This is a genomic window from Sphingobacterium sp. Lzh-3, assembly GCF_046764375.1.
Lineage (GTDB): Bacteria > Bacteroidota > Bacteroidia > Sphingobacteriales > Sphingobacteriaceae > Sphingobacterium.
Genome location: NZ_CP177226.1, coordinates 2090037 through 2107325, shown reverse-complemented (window position 1 = coordinate 2107325; position 17289 = coordinate 2090037). Strand labels below are relative to the sequence as shown.

Sequence of the window (17289 nt, the reverse complement as noted above, 5' to 3'; positions counted from 1 at the left end):
GTACATTGGCATCCTTCTTGAATATTATTTTGTAGTTTCATAAATTTAGGTTAATAATTTAGTTAGTTTATAAAAAACCTGTTAGTCCCCGCTAACAGGTTTTTTATTTCCCCTAAAAAGAAAACAAAATAAATAGTAGTATATTTTATTGGAAATCAATAGCAAATAGTCAAAAAATGTTAAAAAGTAAAAAAAACTCCAATCAGTTGAAACATTTCTTGAACTTACTACGTTATATAGGTACTTTTCATAAATTTAGGTTAATAATTGGTTAGGAAAACTCCTGTTGCTCCCCGCTTCAGGAGTTTCTGTTTATCAACATCTTAAAACTATAAAAAGACAAAATATTTCATCAAGAGGACCAGTATTTGAAAACTGCAGGATGAAATTTGTTTTTAGCCTATGCTGTTTTGATCTTTCAACAAAACTTCAAAAAAATCAAATTTCAGGCAGAAATTTTAATAACAAAAAAATGACAATATGTTCATGCTAAGAAAATAAGTTTTGGCATAGGTATTGCACTGTTTTAAGCATTCATAAATTTAGGTTAATAATTGGTTAGTTAAAACACTTGAAGTTCCCCGCTTCAAGTGTTTTTTTTATAGCATTATAGCAGAAGTAAATTAGCGTTTAGCCTCTTATTCTTCGTTACCGATTTCCACCAACTGTTTCAATGCAATTTCATATGCTCGCGATGATATATGTGTCTTTTTAGAAGAAACGGTCCTAATTTTCTTTAATGCTTCAAAAATCACACTGGAAACATCCGAAAAAATTGCGTCATCACTAATTTCGATATTACGTTGCATTAAATAAGCAAATACTCTCGCCATACCACAATTCGCAATAAAGTCAGGTATAACTGCAACATGCTGATCTGCGAATTCCATAACAGGCCCATAAAATATTTCTTGATCTGCAAATGGTACATTGGCACCTGAAGCGATCACCTCAAGCCCATGATTTATCATGTGTTGGATCTGATCTTTTGACACTAAGCGGGAGGCCGCAGCAGGCACAAAAATATCTGTTTCCAAACTCCATATTTCTTTTTGTATCTGATCAAAAGGAATCAGGTCCGGAGAACAAAGCTCATTGCCTTTGCGCTCTAAAAACAAACGGGTAATATCTTCCTCTCCAAATCCTTCCGGATTGATCAGTCCGCCAACTCGATCAATTATACCAACTATTTTTACACCAAGTTTAGACAGATAAAATGCCGCTGCGGCAGCAACATTACCCCAACCTTGAATTACCGCTCGCTTCCCAAAGCAATTTTCGCCAAAAAGTTCATAATAATGACGAATTGACTCTGACACGCCATATCCCGTGATCATATCTGCCACTTTGTACTTGCGCTTCAGATCCGGGCTGTAGGAGCTATCTTCCAATACTTTAGAAACCCCATAACGCAATTGTCCAATTTGATGAATACGATTGCTTTCATTCACCTTAAAGTGACCATTCAAAATGCCTTCTTGCGGATGCCATAGTCCATATTCTTCCGTCAACGGGATTACATCATGAATTTCATCGATATTCAAATCTCCACCTGTCCCGTAATAGTTTTTCAATAGTGGTGTGACAACTTTAAACCAACGTTCCAAGACTTCATTTTTCCTTGGGTCATGTGGGTCGAAATCAATTCCAGATTTTGCTCCTCCTATTGCAGGGCCAGATACCGTAAATTTGACCTCCATTGTTTTTGCCAAAGATTCTACCTCATGCCTATCCAATCCAGCCCGCATTCGGGTCCCCCCGCCAGCTGCACCTCCACGTAAGGAATTGATAACAATCCATCCCCTGGCATCAGTTTCACTATCTTTCCATTCGAAAACAATTTCCGGACTTTTGTGCTCAAAAGCCCGCAATAATTCCTTCATCCCTTCCATACTCCTATAAATTTCCTCGACGTTCTTGTTCACGTTCTATTGCTTCAAAAAGAGCCTTAAAATTTCCTGCTCCAAAACTTTGTGCCCCCTTACGTTGGATGATTTCATAAAATAAAGTTGGTCGATCCTCTACCGGTTTTGTAAAAATTTGCAGCAAATAACCTTCTTCATCACGATCAACTAGAATACCCAGTTCTTGGATGATCCGTATCTCTTCATCAATTTTTCCAACTCGTTCAGGCAACATATCGTAATATGCTTCGGGAGGAGCACCCAAAAATTCTACTCCCCTTGCTTTAAGTTCCCGCACGGTGGCCACAATATCTTTGGTTGCTAGAGCCGCATGCTGTACACCTTCACCCTCATAAAATTCAAGGTATTCTTCTATCTGCGATTTTTTCTTTCCTTCGGCAGGCTCATTAATTGGAAACTTAACAAAGCCATTTCCATTGCTCATCACTTTACTCATCAAAGCTGAATATTCTGTATTAATTTGCTTGTCATCAAAAGATAAAATATTGACAAACCCCATCACATCCTGATACCATTTTACAGTTTCATTCATCTTATTCCAGCCAACATTACCCACACAATGATCAACATAAAGCAGTCCAGTTTCCGTTGGATTGTAATCGCTTTCCCATTTTTCATATCCTGGCATAAACGGGCCAGAATAATTGCGGCGTTCAACAAACATGTGGACCGTTTCGCCATAGGTATAAATGCCTGCTGTCCAAACTTCTCCATTTTCATCCTTCAGCAGTTGTGGTTTCTGATAGACTTTCGCCCCTCTATTTGTTGTTTCTTCAAATGATTTTCGTGCATCGTCTACCCAAAGCGCCAATATTTTGACACCATCACCATGTTTTTTAACATGTTCTGTTATAGGGTGGTCAGAATTCAACGCTGTGGTAAGCACTAAACGTATTTTATTTTGTTTTAACACGTAAGATACCCGGTCTCGAACACCTGTCTCTGGTCCGGCATACGCATCCGACTGGAAACCAAAAGCTGTTTTGTAATAATGTGCGGCCTGTTTGGCATTGCCAACATAAAATTCAATATAATCTGTGCCATTAATAGGTAGAAAATCTTGCGCTTGGGCAATCTTTTCTGCAAATGTATTTGCCATAATTTATATAAAGGTTATTCTTTTATTTTTCCTAACTCATCCAAGATTTATAATAGTCTGGATCTTCTATATCGAGTGCTTCTTGGGTCAACATCAGTGGTCGAAAAGGATCGATCATCACGGCCAACTCCTCGGTTTTCACTTGCCCAATGCTTTTTTCCACCGTCCCTGGATGAGGTCCATGCGGTATACCACCTGGATGTAACGTTATCTCTCCCCTTTCCACGGATTTTCGACTCATAAAATCGCCATCCACATAATATAGGACTTCATCTGAATCTACATTACTATGGTTATATGGTGCCGGAATCGAATGCGGATGGTAATCATACATACGCGGGCAAAAACTGCATAATACAAAATTATCTGTTTCAAAGGTCTGGTGAACGGGTGGTGGTTGATGCAATTTACCTGTTATCGGCATGAAATCATGAATCGAAAATGCCCAGGGAAAATGATAGCCATCCCAACCCACAAAATCAAATGGATGGCTCCCATAAACATACGGATAAATCATCCCTTGCTTCTTGATCTTCACTTCAAAGTCACCCAGTTCATCAAAAGTTTCCAAATTTTGAGGTACCCGAATGTCCCGCTCAAAAAAGGGCGCGTGTTCCATCAATTGACCAAATTCATTGCGATAACGTTTAGGCGTACGTACTGGAGAGAATGATTCAACAATAAACAGTCGATTATCTTCCTGTTCAAATTCCATTTGATAAATCGTTCCTCGGGGGATTACCAAATAATCTCCATACTTGAAGGGGATACTCCCATATCCAGTCTTGAGTTTTCCCATCCCCTGATGGATGAAGACAATCTCATCTGCCTGGCTATTTTTATAAAAATAGTCACCCATCGACCGACGGGGAGCTGCTAAGGATATATGTAAGTCCTGATTAACCAACACAGGTGTCCTGCTTTCGAGGTAGTCATCTTTTGCCTGTACCTGAAATCCCTTTAGACTGGTATGTTTAAGATGTTTGTCGCGGGCAATCCGGGGAGACACATCATAAGGCGCTCTTATTTGTTTAACGAGTGTGGGTGGATGACAATGGTACACTAAGGAATAAAGACTGGAAAAACCATGTGTGGATACTAATTCCTCGGCATAAAGCGTGTTATCGGGCTTTCTAAAAACAGTATGTCGCTGCATTGGAATTTGCCCTTGTTTAACATAAAATGGCATAATTCTACGATTTAAACGGTTATAAAATTAAATGAATATCCAAATTGCCAATAGAACGATCGGCAAGTAGTAAAAGAGAAGATTAGTATTGTGCAAAAACGATATCAGCTATGATTGCTTTATTAAAAGCAACATAGGGCATGGAGGACGCAAAGCGATGTACACCACGATTGATCATTTTTTATAGTTTATAATGCTTTAATAAAGGTAAGAATATTTTTCTATTTTCAAGAGAAGAAATATTTTTTTCAAATCTTATACAATATATTTGTGTCGAATGCTAACAACATTGAATAACCCAATAGAACACTTCATATATGAGAATTGCCACTAGCACTAAAAATGGTCAACAAGAATTGGGCATTGTTATAGACGACCGCTTTTATAGTTGCTCAGTCATCGATCAAAACCTTCCCACAACGATGTCGGACTTCCTCAAAGGTGGCGAAGAGACCATGAATCAGCTACAAATCCTTGAAACAGCTTTGCGTCAAGGAGCTATGAACAGGCCCTATCGTCTACTAGACGATATCCAACTCATCGCCCCCGTGCCACAGCCAACATCTTTTCGTGATGCTTACGCTTTTCGACAGCATGTCGCAACCTCGAGAAGAAACCGCGGATTAGCTATGATCCCTGAATTTGATGAATTTCCCGTTTTCTATTTCTCCAACCATCAGTCCATACAGGGACCTGGTCCCGTTCAATGCATGCCCCTACATTTAAATCAACTGGATTTCGAACTAGAAATTGCAATAGTCATCAACAAACCAGGAATCAATATCCCCGCCGCTCAAGCGGATGAGTATATTGCTGGCTATATGATTATGAATGATTTTAGTGCCAGAAAACTTCAAATGGAGGAAATGAAATTGAGTTTGGGCCCTGCCAAGGGCAAAGATTTTGCAACAGCAATTGGACCTTACTTGGTGACAAAGGATGAATTGGAACCTTATAAAGTTCAACCTGCAGCAGGACATATTGGCGACTGTTATGAGCTCAATATGACTTGTAAAGTAAACGGCACGCAAGTCTCAGCGGGTAATTTTGCGAGTATGCACTGGACCTTTGCAGAAATTATTGAACGTGTTTCCTATGGTGTGCAAATTTTCCCTGGTGATATAATCGGTTCTGGGACAGTCGGAACAGGCTGCTTTCTTGAGCTCAATGGCACGGCACGCATAGCCGATCCTAATCATAAAGACCAATGGCTCGACTTTGGCGATGAGATTGAACTAGAAATCACAGCGCTCGGAAAACTTTCCAATTCTATTGTATTATACCATTCATAAATCTACGGATATGACCTCTTCCTTTGAAACCATCACCTTTGAATCTGTTAAAGACAAAGCTATTATAGACAATTTAATTAAGTATGCTGTTGCACCGCGGCCAATTTGCTTTGCAAGCACGATCGATAGCAATGGAAACATAAATTTAAGCCCCTTCAGCTATTTTAATCTAATGTCCCATCAGCCGCCAATCTGTGTTTTCTCTCCATTGCGGCGCATGCGTGATGGTAGTACCAAACATACATTGGATAATATACAGGAGGTTAATGAAGTTGTCATCAATATTGTTAACTACGATATGGTCCAGCAACAATCACTTGCCAGTACCGAATATGGCAAGGAAATAAATGAATTTGATAAGTCGGGTTTTACGCCCATTCCCTCTATTCGAGTTGCACCACCTCGTGTAGCCGAATCCCCAGTCCAGCTGGAATGTCGGGTCAGAGAGGTTGTCGCATTAAGCGATGAGCCAGGAGCTGGAAATCTCGTTATCGCCGAGATCCTCTATATGCATATCCATAAACACTTGTTGGGCAAAAACAATACCATTCAACAAAAAGATTTGGATCTGGTAGCCCGGCTCGGTGGTGATTGGTATTGTCGCGTAACCGACGAAAACTTATTTATTGTACCGAAGCCCCTCCGTAGCTTGGGAATTGGCATAGACCAACTTCCAGAAAAAATTAGATTTTCGAATGTATTAACCGGAAATCACCTGGGGTTGCTGGCTAATGTAGAAACACGACCAACATTAAAAGCCCCACAACAAGAAGATAAGTACTTCAACTATTTGAAGCTAAACTTTGAAGACAGCCCATCAAAGTTCACACAAAAAATTCACGAATATGCTGCCCAACTATTAGACGCGGGCAAACTTAATGAAGCCTGGCAAATTTTATTAAGGGGCTAGGTATTAAAGTATCTTAGCATTATAAATCTCTTTCACTTTCCTTGTGCTGCACTAAGTAAATGGAAAGTGAAAACTTAACCAGACCGTTAGCTTTGTAAAACAACGCGCACTTAGCTAAGATCGGCAATCAGCTGATCTACGGCATCTAAACCTTGATAAAAAGCTTCCTCGAAAATCGAAATACCGCTTAAATCGGAGTGTGCAAAGTATACTTTGCCCCCAATCGATTTTGCTAGTTCAGTACGCGCTTGTGAAGTCAAAAATCCCTTGACTGGGCTAATCATACCATGCCCATGTCTAAATATTTCCATACTAATAATCTCCTTCTCTATTCCATAGTGAGCTTTTTCAAGATCAGTCAAGATAAAGCTTTTCCATTGTTGATCCGTCCAAGCAAATAACTGCTTTCGATTTTGTTTTAAATCGCCATCTCCTAAACTGTGATAATAACTAATTACAAATGGACTATTGAATTGCTTTAGGCTTTGATGCTGATCGTAAACGTATCCTAATCCATGTCCCTTATAGATGATATTCTCCCAAGAAAGAGGTACACCATCAGCAAAAGGAAAGCGACGCAAGACAATAGTGGCTACAATCCAGGGCGCATAATGAAATTCCCTAGTTATTGAAGTTCTATTTGGTAACAAATACTGGTTGACGAATTGGGGACAGCAATTTATAATACGGTCTGCTTTAATAACTTTCGTAATTGCTTTAGCTACGTCATATACAGAAACTTCTACTTTCTCGGCTTTGAAGTCAATCCGAAAGGCCATATTTTTATTCAAGACTTTTCCTTTGACATATTTTTTGAGATGAGAGGCCAGCCGCCCATTTCCCTCTTGCCAAGTCAACACCAGATCCTGATAGTCGTCCCAATCGTGCTTGCGACTTGCAAAATAATGTATCCCTGCAAATGCAGAAGTACACTTTATTCCAGTACCATAGTCATCTCGGCAACAATAATTTACATATTCCAGAAGAGCTTCGGTATGATATCCCTGACTTTTCAGCCAAGATAGCATATCCTGCCCATCAAGAACCGTTCGATCATGGGTCTGTGAAGCATTACGCATGGGAATATCAAATACATATTTACCATCGGCACCTTTCAACTTTTTGAAATCTTGCATTTGCCGAAAGAACCGCGCAAGTTCTGCGGATTCAGCATCCGAAATCCCATAGCTGGGCACAATTCCTTCCTGCCATACATTATGAATAAACAGTCTTTCATGCGGCGCAAACGAAAGCTGTTCTTCATCAAAAATGGGCTTACCCGTGCTAGTCCATTCTTTTATAATTCCCGATTCTTCCAAAAATTGGAGCAGTTCCCTATTGGAGGCATTGGGAATAGGAAGATAATGTGCGCCCAAAGGATAAGCACTATGTGCATTCTGACCATTCCGGGCATTTCCTCCAACTTCATCTTCTAAATCCAAAAGGATGAAATCAGAATAGCCCTTCTGTTGTAGACGGTAAGCTGCTGAAAGCCCTGCTATGCCGCCACCCACAATCAGGATGGGTACTTCTATTACTTCGGTCGAAGCAGGGAAATCCGGAAATCGAAGCCGGTGACCCAAAATATGATTGGTTCCCGTTAGCTGCAGAAAAATATGGTTCACTTTCGTTCGACAGGCCTGTAAAAATTGAGCACCGAGCGCCAATAAAACTGTAGCTTTGAGAAATCCTCGCCTGGATTGATTAGATTTTACCCCATTCCTCATCAAAATACCGCACTAAAATTTGATTGTCCAATCGATTTATTTCTACCTTTTCCGTTGTACGCATATCAGCTGGAAAATTTGTCAATTCTTCAAACTTATAATTATAATAACGAACTTTATCTACACGGCGACGTAATTGAGTAAAGCGTTGCTGCATATTCATAGAGAATAAACAAAAACCCCATTCTCCAAATGACGGTACATAAGTATGGTATGCAATATTATTCGGAAAAACCGAACCGATGGTCTCATGTATACACCAATAAGATTTGGGAGCGAAATAGGGCGAAGTTGTCTGTACAGAGACCATGGTGTTATCTGTCATTAGAGCTGCCAACGTTTGATAGAAACTGTTGGTGAACAACTTCCCTAAACTATAATTAGAAGGATCTGGAAAATCAATAATCATGACATCATATTTATCCTTTGCCGACTTGGCCCATATAAAAGCATCCTGATTGATGACAGTTACCCGAGGATCGTTTAGCGAACCTTGATTATACCGAACCAACAGCTCATTCGTCTTAAATAATCTTGTCATTCCTTCATCTAAATCGACCAACGTTACCTTTTTTACTTCAGGATATTTTAAGATTTCCCTTACAGCAAGCCCATCCCCTCCGCCAAAAACTAAAACATTGGAAACATCTTTAGCCATAGACATGGCTGGATGCACCAATACTTCATGATAACGATATTCATCTTTCGTGTTAAATTGTAGATTATTGTTTAGGAACAACTGATAATCACCTCTATTTTCTGTCAAGACTATACGCTGATAGGGTGTAGAATGTTTGTAAATAATATTATTCCCATATAATTGGCTTTCGGAATACTTCAACAGGTCATCTGAATAAAAAAAAAATATGGATAGCAATACCAAACAAGAAACAGATTTCATCTTTATCCAGATTGGATTTTTCAATTTTTTTGAAAGGTAGAACGATAAAAATACACCAACTAAGATATTGATAATACCAAAAAATAACGATGTACCCATAACGCCAAGCTTTGGGATGAGCAGTATAGGAAATAAAACCGAAGCGATCAAAGCTCCAATGTAATCGAAGGCAAAAACATTGGAAACTAAATCTCTAAACTGTATTCTATCCTTCAAAATATTCATTAGCAGCGGGATTTCCATTCCACAGAGGCAGCCTGTCAGAAACACGAAGAAATAGAGCACAAACTGAAAATGTTCGATCTGCTGGAACATCAAAAACAAAACGACAGAACTGCAACCACCAATAAGTCCGATCATCAATTCAATATCGATAAATCGATCAAATAAATTTTTGGTAATATACTTTGCCAAAAACGATCCCACCCCCATTGAAAACAGGTATGTACCAATTATAAATGAAAACTGCTTAACAGAATCTCCCAGTAGATAGCTCGCCAATGCGCCAGCAACCAACTCATAGATCAGACCACAAGTAGCAATGATAAACACTGCCAATAAAAGAAATATGGGCAGATTATTTCTCTTACCCATGTATTGCTGCAGCTATAATTATGGATATCCCTAAAATAAATGCAGCAAAAACAATCGCCAAGGCCATATTTTTGTTCTGTACAATTTCCTGCCAGGATTTTTCCGGGGTTAAACGCTCAATAACCCAATAAGCCAACAACAATACAGCTATCCCTACAATTGAGTAGATTAATGAAGCTGCTACTCCTTTATAAAATAATTCGTAATTCATGTTTATATTGTTTTTATTTATGACCAGAACCGTCTTCATCATAGTATGATCGGTAATAATGTCCTCTAGAACCCGTATAGGTATGATCCTCCAATGTATTTGTGCTGATTGTTGTTTTACAACTGGTCGACGAATTAACCAGGACTGTTATCACAATAAATGCGGCAACAAAAATGAACAAAACAAACCCTAAACCTCTAAATTTTAAAATACTAAAAAGATTTACGTGATCAAGTCTTATAAAAAAATCTTTATTTTTTAATTCTGTGGACCAATAGCGGTAGACCCACAATAAAATAATCGCTCCTACCAAAAAGGAGATGAAAAGAAAATAACTTGTACCTCCATAGGTTAATTTATAATCCTCAGAGAGCTCAACATCAAGCGCCATATCTCGGGAAGCATTGGACAATGACGTTACAAAAACAAGATGATAGATACCAGGCCCCACACGACAAAAATCTACGGTCAATCCTCTCGCATAATTAATATCATTAGCTTCATGTACAAAAGAATTTGTTTGGATCACCGCATTTGTTTTTTCATTTACCAGCTTAATCTCCAGAAAAAGCGGATAATTTTTAGCTTCAGATATACCTTCAAGCAGCAATGTTTTTGAAACCTCTCCTTTTAGTTCAAAAGACGTCCCTATAAATTCGCTACTGGCTTTCTTTACCTTAAACGTTTCATCAAAAGTATAGACATCACTTCCGATCTGTTTAAAATTTAATGCAAGAAAGATGGATGCTATTAATAAGACCAAAATAACCCCAAGTTTCTCAAACTTTCGCCCTACAAGGTCACTTGTGAATTTATAATCTTTATAAAAATCAAATAGACTAAAGTAGGACTTCTCGTCAATATAAGAACCTTGATAGTATTCGATATCATCGTCTATAAACTCCTCTGAAATAAAACGATCTTCATCTATCGTTCGAATATAGGTCTTGACAGTAGATTCAGCATCTAAATCTTCAAACACAAAACCTTCGGCATAGATGACACGCTGTCGATCTGTATATGTTAAATCATAATTTCCTCTCTCGAATTTACAAACGCTATCGGGGGTAACGATCACCTTTTTCTTGGAAATAGCATGTAGAACACTTGTATAATCGACACCATCGGCTAAATAAATCGGATTTTTATTACCATTATTTAATCCTACATATTCATTGCCATAAGCCCCTGTTGCCGTAAGTCTAAGAATTTTGGTGATAATCCTATAATTCATCCGTTTAAATTGAATGGATTCATTCAATTTAGCCCATTGCAAGATTTTGGGAACTTCAAACTTTTTGACAAACGTCAGCGTCGCCAGTGTTGTACCTTTAAAATAACTATGGCAGTTGACACATACAAAACCAGAGAAATCAGATACATCCACAATAAATTTATGAACATGGCCGCAGTCAGCACAAATAACTTCCATATACTATCTATCTACGACTGTTTCGTTAATAACAATGGCATTAAAATAGTCCTTGAAAAGACTGCCTAATCGAAAGACTTTATCACTATTATCTTTCAGATAGTTGCACAAATAAATATCCAACGTGAGTTGTCCAAACTCAGGCCACGTATGGATACATATATGTGATTCCATTAAGCAAATTGCAGCTGTAAATCCTCCCCCCTGAAAAGTATGCGTCGAAGTGCCAACAATGTTTAAATGATTGACCTTAATCTGATCTTTCGTAAACTCCAAAAATGGATCCAAACTAGTTAATAACAATACGTCCTCAACTTGCAAAGTCAAAAGCAAGTGTCTCCCTGGAGTATACTTATCATTCATCAAAAATAATGCGGTTAATTTTGTTTCCGCAAATATAGAAAGTTTTACATGATTTACGATAATAATCCACGATCATCTAACCTAGTGGTTATTTAAATCTTCCTCCTTAGCAACACGTAATCCATCATCAATCAGTTTTTTCAAATTTGGATATAGGATAATAAATTCCAAGAGCCTCTGTTCAGCCTGAGCCGTTAATTCCGTTCCATCATTAGCCTGGGCAATTTCAAATAATTCAACCAAACCTAACCAATGATCGGCACTTTCCGGTCCCAATTGACTGAAAATCTCCAGCCAGACTTTTTGATCAAAACCGTTGTCCCGCAAATTCCGTATTGCAGCATGACAATTCACTAGTTTTACATCTTCCGTTTGGGTAGATATTGAAGATAGATCCTGATCCAAATGCCCTTCCAGCGCATCATAGGCATCTTTATCTGCAGCGCCCGCAAATACAGATACTATTTCTGCTCCGACAGCCATATCGTATGTTCCCCATTCAGGTTTAAAATACACCTCTTCCCTAGCGCTACGGTATACCTCACATCCTATAAATGAAATCAAAACAATCTTGCCAAATTGACGTACAATCTTTTGAACAATTCCCGATACAATAATCCCTGAAGCAAAGTTTAACGAACACTGCTGCCCTTCCACTATACCATATTGAATCAATGTTGCTTCATCAAAATCGGCTAAGTTACGATCTGCACCGCGCAAGTGTCCTACTGGAGAGCCAAACCCTTCGCTATGATAAATGATACCGTGGCCTTCAAGCTGTTTACCTGCTACCGCCAAAGCTGTAGGTCCTTGTGTTTGAATATAAGAGAGATCTTTATCCGCGTTGGCCAACTTAAAAACGCCCGACACCTGTAAACCGGAACTATATTCCACAGTGCAAACAGCTTTACAGTCTATTGCCTTGTCAAGGCTCTGTTTGCCCCCTACGCGAAAAGCCATGGTATCAGCAAATTTATCCAATACGAGCTTTAGGTGTTCAAAATCCGGTGTAACAAATAGCTGTGGTTGTGGTTTGGTAATATCATAAGGATATTCGATTGCATTTAAACCATACGCCAACTTAGGCACATCTTCCTGCATGCAGCTTGCGCTTTCTCCAATGGAAGACAGTAAACCAGCTCCATAAATTTTGGGGTTATGAAGATCTCCAATAAGTCCGTATTCCACAGTCCACCAATGCAACCTACTCAACAATGCCATCTCCGAAGGCTCGCCCATATTATCTTGAATGATTTGCAAATTTTTTTCTGCTTCCGCCAACTCCGCTGCCGTTGTTGTAGCGTGTTCTTTTAAAATAGATAGGTGGCGAATAGCTTCGTAGAGTTCAAAATCTTTGCCCGAAGAAAGTGCTTTCGTACCAACCTCCCCAAAGTACTGCAAATATGTAGCGTAATCTGGCTCACCGATTATAGGTGCATGTCCAGAAGATTCGTGAATAATATCTGGTGCCGGTGTATATTCGATATGTTCCAATTGACGTATGTCTGCAGCAATAACTAGTACGCGGTGCGCCTGAAATTCCATAAAAGCAGCCGGCGGAATAAATCCATCCACAGTCACAGCTCCCCAGCCAATTAATTTTAGACTATCGTTCATGTCCTGTAGGTTCGGGATGGTCGCGATGGATAATCCTGCTTTCTTCAATCCCGGAATATAAGGGTAATAGGCTACATCTTTCAAAAAAGAATAATTCTGACGCATGACATAACGCCACAATGCCTGATCCAGCGCGGTGTAACGTTCATATCGTTGGGCTACTACATAGCGTTTCAAATGTTTGGGCAACCGCTCCAAAACAATGTTATTATATGTTTCCATCTATAATTGGTATGAAAATAAAGTATGAGACTCCTATATGAAGGTAGAAATTATTTATGGTTTAAGAAAGAACCAAGATATTATTTTACCACTTTTAGCAAAATATTAAAAAAGTATACCCTCGCAAACCTTACTAGATAACTCTAAAATAAGCTCTTTTACCTAATTTAATTTTAAAACACGTATTTAAGTCAAGCATCAGATCCGGATTCAGCTGTTTTATTGAATCGATCTGCACTGCACCGCCTATAATCAATCTTCGCATCGCTGACTTTGTTGTCCCCTTTAGGAAATGACATAGATCGACCAGTTTAATCTGTTTACCAAACTGTTCGCGCAATATTTGACCCGACACCTCCTCAAAAGCCTTTTCTTCTAATTTCTTGCTCTGAAATTGCTTAACAAAAAAATCAACCGCACTGGTCGCAAACTCTTCGCCATGGTATTGAGCAACTAGATTATGTGCAATAAGTTTCTTAATTTCCATTGGATTTTCGCCCATTTCAATACGGGTCTTCATGCCAAGTTTGGTTTCCTGATTGAAATCAGTTGTCAAGTCAATATATTCTGGAATTAAGTGATCAGGAATAGACATGGTTTTACCAAACATTTCATTCGGTTCATCCAAAAGACCGATCGTATTGTTTAATGATTTGCTCATTTTTTCTTTTCCGTCCAGCCCGCGCAACAAGGGCATACACAGTACTATTTGTGGATCCTGTCCAAAAGATTCCTGTAGCTGCCGGCCCATCGCGCAATTAAACAGTTGGTCCGTTCCCCCCATTTCGATATCACTATTGACATGTACAGAGTCAAAGCCCTGCAATATCGGGTAAAGCAATTCATGCATGGCTATTGATTGGTTTTCGTTAAAACGCTTATTAAAATCATGCCGCTGCATCAATTGAGCGACGGTGACTTTCGATACCAGCTGGATAACTTCTGTAAAATTTAGTTGATCCAACCAGTCTCCATTAAAAACAACTTTCGCTTTTGAAACATCAATAATTTTAGACAACTGCGCAATGTAAGTTGCCGCATTGTGCGCTATCGCATCCTGGCACAAAGGTTTACGGGCTTTATTTTTTCCTGTAGGATCGCCGATCCGAGCTGTAAAACTACCAACGAGGATCACGACTTCGTGCCCCAGCTGCTGAAACTGCCGTAGTTTCTTTAACACTACAGCGTGCCCTAAATGAAGATCCGGCGCTGTTGGATCAAAACCAAGTTTTATAATCAATGGTCGGTTCTTCTCTTCAGCCTCCTTCAACTTCGATGCAAGCCCCTCCTTCGGTAAAATAATTTCGATATTTTCTTCTAACTCTTTTAACATGATGTTATATAAAATAAAAAAAGCCCGAACGTTATGTTCGGGCTTAGCTATAAATAATAATTTGAATTTCTTAATTTAATAGGCATAGGGGTCCCGAACGATTATCGGGCGATAATAATTAAAGAAAAATGGAAGACGTAATATGTTGTTCATTTTCTTCATTGCTTGACAAAGGTAGTGCTATATTTTTAAAATGCAAAAATATTGGCATCCATACTTGATTCGATATGCATTTTTAAATTATCCGCCGGTATTTTTGCTTATCAATTTTCCGGCTCCATTGTAAACATACTTTTCTGTATTCCCTTTATCCTTTTTCTCCACGACCTTATGCACCAACAATGAATTCTTAAAATACTCATGGTAAAAGCAGTTATTAAGGTTATATTTCCGCTCAACGAGATTATTATTCTGATACAGATCAGTGTAATCAATTTTAGCTTTCCGATAGGTATGTTTTAGTAATTGACCATTGGTATCAAATGACTTTGATTCCTGTATCTGCCCACCACAATTCAATTTGGCGCTATACATTAAGGTATTGTCTAATCGATAGTCAGCTCGGGTATGGTCAAAATCATTTTCAACCGTATAGTAATTATCAAAGAAGACTTTTGTCACTTTTTTACCACTATTTGCAGCTCGGTAGAATACCGTTTTTTCCTGACTGATTTTCCCATTCTTAAAATTACGCTGCACACTTGAACTATCCGTTATGGTGTATTGAAAGTCTGGCAATGCAGCAGATTTCACAGTCATTTGCTGTAATACACCATGTCTTACGATAACATCACCGGTACGCCCATCTTTTTCAATTTTAAAATCACCATCGACAATGCCATCCTGATTAATCGTTATAAATGCATTGGAAAGTCCCATAAATTGATTCTTCTGCAGAATATATTTACCCTGTTTCAACTTCGTTTCTTTACCTTTTTCAAGTACCCGGATTGTATCTTTTGGATATTCTGATAAATGCAATTGATAACGATCTTTGTCCAAGCGAACATACTCTTGCGCAACTCCCAACTGAACAGCTAAACACAAGCATAATAATAGGATAAAACGTGATTTCGACATAATGTAATAAAATTGTTGCAATTGTAATGATACAATTATTACACCAAAAATTAAAATACGGTTGATTTTCCAAATAATTCCCCAATACGATAGATGCTGTAGTACCTCCATATTACAGAACAGACAAGCTTAAGCGTGAAATGAAAAAAGGGGAGTTATTTATCCATAACTCCCCTTTTTTCAAAGCCAATTGGTACGGGTACCCATCATGCGAATAACATTCGAGAACTAAACAGACTCTAAATATTGTGCATAACAATACCCTTCTTCATTATCTTTGGTTCTCACCAACCACCATTGATCATTAGCCTTACTAATCAATGTGATGATTTCTCCTTTAGCTGCTTTTCCCACGATAGGCTGGTCTGTACCGGGGCCTTTTCGAATGTTCAAATTGCTATTTTCTGTTATAACTTTCACCTGGCTTCCGGGCACTTCCGTTGCAACATCTACATTTAAGACCACATCTCCGGTTTGGAAATTAGGATCTATATTACCGTATATTTCCCAGAGCTTATTTTTCACATCTGCTGTTGGTGCTGTACCACGAATTTGCAATACTCCATCCATTTCGGCATAGTTCAGGTCATTTACACCTGAAGATTGTGCCGTATCTAAAAGAACCTTATATTTTTCCTGCAATGACATAATTTCACTATTTTATTTTTTGACAACAATACCGCTTAGATCCACTTTTTTGGGATTTAAGTTATCCAAACCTTGTTTTAAGGTGATTATCTTAGGCTGCTCCAAAGTACCTGTAACAGCGATCACACCATCCTTTACACTTGCCTGTACCGTAGGAAAATCCTTCATAAACGTATTCACTGCTGCTCCAAGCACCGCATCATTATTGGATACCTCAATAGGAGCTGGAGTCGACGACACTGGGGCGCTAACGATAATATTGTTTTGAATAGACTTGATGTCCTTATCGCCTGCTGTTTTAGCAATAGACTCCACTTGTTGCTTTTCTTCTTCGGAAGCAACCGTGCCACTTAAGATAACTTCCCCTTTTTTAACGTCGACGTCCACGGTTTTACGACCGGTAAGTGCATTTTCGATCTTTTCTTCCAACTTCTCGTCAGATAAACCTGATTTGCAAGCCGTAAAGGAAAGCACAATTGTAGTTGCCAATAGACAAAATGTTAATTTGCTAAATTTCATAAGACCAATTTTAATTTATAATTCAACAATAATCCTAACAAACTCCATACGCAATTGTTTGTCCAATTATTTTTAAACTTAAATTCCCTTGCCGGATTATAATTATATAATTAAATTTAGGAACAGAGGTATTCATGATTGTTTCATTCGGATCATTTAATCCTCTGTGGTTATAAAAACATTTTAAGTAACAGATACGCACTTTGATGATTCAATCAAACAGCTAT

The 17289-nt window shown here is 38.6% G+C and carries 15 protein-coding genes; 2 read left to right on the top strand and 13 right to left on the bottom strand.

The genetic code is table 11. The features are described from left to right. Positions 1-638 precede the first annotated feature (638 nt). Genes ACLCDV_RS08660 through ACLCDV_RS08650 form a run of 3 tightly spaced genes read right to left on the bottom strand, consistent with a single transcriptional unit; the run spans position 639 to position 4213 of the window. A complete protein-coding gene (locus ACLCDV_RS08660) occupies positions 639-1925 on the bottom strand; it encodes a Glu/Leu/Phe/Val dehydrogenase dimerization domain-containing protein (RefSeq protein WP_317667643.1) in 1287 nt (428 codons plus the stop codon). Continuing rightward, positions 1897-3024, bottom strand: a complete 1128-nt coding sequence (hppD, locus tag ACLCDV_RS08655) for a 4-hydroxyphenylpyruvate dioxygenase (RefSeq protein ID WP_411973438.1) — start codon at positions 3022-3024, stop codon at positions 1897-1899. Before hppD ends, ACLCDV_RS08660 begins: the two co-directional genes overlap by 29 nt. Before the next feature lie 31 nt (positions 3025-3055). Then, positions 3056-4213 (bottom strand): homogentisate 1,2-dioxygenase, encoded by a 1158-nt coding sequence (locus ACLCDV_RS08650; protein ID WP_411973437.1) that lies wholly within the window; start codon positions 4211-4213, stop codon positions 3056-3058. A gap of 317 nt (positions 4214-4530) precedes the next feature. Here ACLCDV_RS08650 and ACLCDV_RS08645 point away from each other — a divergent pair, with 317 nt between their 5' ends. After that, positions 4531-5505 (top strand): fumarylacetoacetate hydrolase family protein, encoded by a 975-nt coding sequence (locus ACLCDV_RS08645; RefSeq protein WP_411973436.1) that lies wholly within the window; start codon positions 4531-4533, stop codon positions 5503-5505. A 10-nt stretch (positions 5506-5515) separates the two neighbouring features. After that, positions 5516-6415 carry a flavin reductase family protein gene (locus tag ACLCDV_RS08640; protein WP_411973435.1) on the top strand — a complete coding sequence of 300 codons (900 nt, stop codon included), beginning with the start codon at positions 5516-5518 and terminating at the stop codon, positions 6413-6415. Between the two features lie 110 nt (positions 6416-6525). Here the strand turns inward: ACLCDV_RS08640 and ACLCDV_RS08635 are convergent, their stop codons facing one another. The 10 genes from ACLCDV_RS08635 to ACLCDV_RS08590 all read right to left on the bottom strand — a co-directional run bounded on the left by ACLCDV_RS08635 (position 6526) and on the right by ACLCDV_RS08590 (position 17062). Beyond that, a complete protein-coding gene (locus ACLCDV_RS08635) occupies positions 6526-8142 on the bottom strand; it encodes an FAD-dependent oxidoreductase (RefSeq protein WP_411973434.1) in 1617 nt (538 codons plus the stop codon). Then, complete coding sequence (locus tag ACLCDV_RS08630) at positions 8120-9637, bottom strand: polyamine aminopropyltransferase (RefSeq protein ID WP_343567252.1); 1518 nt, start codon at positions 9635-9637, stop codon at positions 8120-8122. Before ACLCDV_RS08630 ends, ACLCDV_RS08635 begins: the two co-directional genes overlap by 23 nt. After that, a complete protein-coding gene (locus tag ACLCDV_RS08625; RefSeq protein WP_088163497.1) occupies positions 9630-9848 on the bottom strand; it encodes a DUF350 domain-containing protein in 219 nt (72 codons plus the stop codon). Before ACLCDV_RS08625 ends, ACLCDV_RS08630 begins: the two co-directional genes overlap by 8 nt. A gap of 13 nt (positions 9849-9861) precedes the next feature. Further along, a complete protein-coding gene (locus ACLCDV_RS08620; protein WP_343567253.1) occupies positions 9862-11280 on the bottom strand; it encodes a hypothetical protein in 1419 nt (472 codons plus the stop codon). Between the two features lie 3 nt (positions 11281-11283). Then, positions 11284-11643 (bottom strand): S-adenosylmethionine decarboxylase family protein, encoded by a 360-nt coding sequence (locus ACLCDV_RS08615; protein WP_088160879.1) that lies wholly within the window; start codon positions 11641-11643, stop codon positions 11284-11286. 81 nt (positions 11644-11724) lie between these two features. After that, a complete protein-coding gene (locus ACLCDV_RS08610) occupies positions 11725-13482 on the bottom strand; it encodes an aromatic amino acid hydroxylase (protein ID WP_411973433.1) in 1758 nt (585 codons plus the stop codon). 133 nt (positions 13483-13615) lie between these two features. Then, entirely contained in the window at positions 13616-14815 is a 1200-nt protein-coding gene (gene tyrS / locus ACLCDV_RS08605) for a tyrosine--tRNA ligase (protein ID WP_336837291.1), read from the bottom strand. 240 nt (positions 14816-15055) lie between these two features. Beyond that, on the bottom strand, positions 15056-15895 hold the full coding sequence (locus ACLCDV_RS08600; protein WP_343567255.1) for a hypothetical protein: 840 nt from the start codon (positions 15893-15895) through the stop codon (positions 15056-15058). Between the two features lie 228 nt (positions 15896-16123). Beyond that, complete coding sequence (locus tag ACLCDV_RS08595) at positions 16124-16543, bottom strand: SH3 domain-containing protein (RefSeq protein WP_046675658.1); 420 nt, start codon at positions 16541-16543, stop codon at positions 16124-16126. Between the two features lie 12 nt (positions 16544-16555). Further along, on the bottom strand, positions 16556-17062 hold the full coding sequence (locus ACLCDV_RS08590) for a BON domain-containing protein (RefSeq protein WP_411973432.1): 507 nt from the start codon (positions 17060-17062) through the stop codon (positions 16556-16558). Between the last annotated feature and the right edge of the window lie 227 nt (positions 17063-17289).

Bases quoted from the DNA above. Each gene is read 5' to 3' on its own strand.
- ACLCDV_RS08630 (WP_343567252.1), bottom strand. From the start codon at position 9,637: ATGGGTAAGAGAAATAATCTGCCCATATTTCTTTTATTGGCAGTGTTT.
- ACLCDV_RS08640 (WP_411973435.1), top strand. From the start codon at position 5,516: ATGACCTCTTCCTTTGAAACCATCACCTTTGAATCTGTTAAAGACAAA.
- ACLCDV_RS08595 (WP_046675658.1), bottom strand. From the start codon at position 16,543: ATGTCATTGCAGGAAAAATATAAGGTTCTTTTAGATACGGCACAATCT.
- tyrS (WP_336837291.1), bottom strand. From the start codon at position 14,815: ATGTTAAAAGAGTTAGAAGAAAATATCGAAATTATTTTACCGAAGGAG.
- ACLCDV_RS08610 (WP_411973433.1), bottom strand. From the start codon at position 13,482: ATGGAAACATATAATAACATTGTTTTGGAGCGGTTGCCCAAACATTTG.
- ACLCDV_RS08615 (WP_088160879.1), bottom strand. From the start codon at position 11,643: ATGAATGATAAGTATACTCCAGGGAGACACTTGCTTTTGACTTTGCAA.
- ACLCDV_RS08635 (WP_411973434.1), bottom strand. From the start codon at position 8,142: ATGAGGAATGGGGTAAAATCTAATCAATCCAGGCGAGGATTTCTCAAA.
- ACLCDV_RS08600 (WP_343567255.1), bottom strand. From the start codon at position 15,895: ATGTCGAAATCACGTTTTATCCTATTATTATGCTTGTGTTTAGCTGTT.
- ACLCDV_RS08625 (WP_088163497.1), bottom strand. From the start codon at position 9,848: ATGAATTACGAATTATTTTATAAAGGAGTAGCAGCTTCATTAATCTAC.
- ACLCDV_RS08650 (WP_411973437.1), bottom strand. From the start codon at position 4,213: ATGCCATTTTATGTTAAACAAGGGCAAATTCCAATGCAGCGACATACT.
- ACLCDV_RS08645 (WP_411973436.1), top strand. From the start codon at position 4,531: ATGAGAATTGCCACTAGCACTAAAAATGGTCAACAAGAATTGGGCATT.
- ACLCDV_RS08620 (WP_343567253.1), bottom strand. From the start codon at position 11,280: ATGGAAGTTATTTGTGCTGACTGCGGCCATGTTCATAAATTTATTGTG.
- hppD (WP_411973438.1), bottom strand. From the start codon at position 3,024: ATGGCAAATACATTTGCAGAAAAGATTGCCCAAGCGCAAGATTTTCTA.
- ACLCDV_RS08590 (WP_411973432.1), bottom strand. From the start codon at position 17,062: ATGAAATTTAGCAAATTAACATTTTGTCTATTGGCAACTACAATTGTG.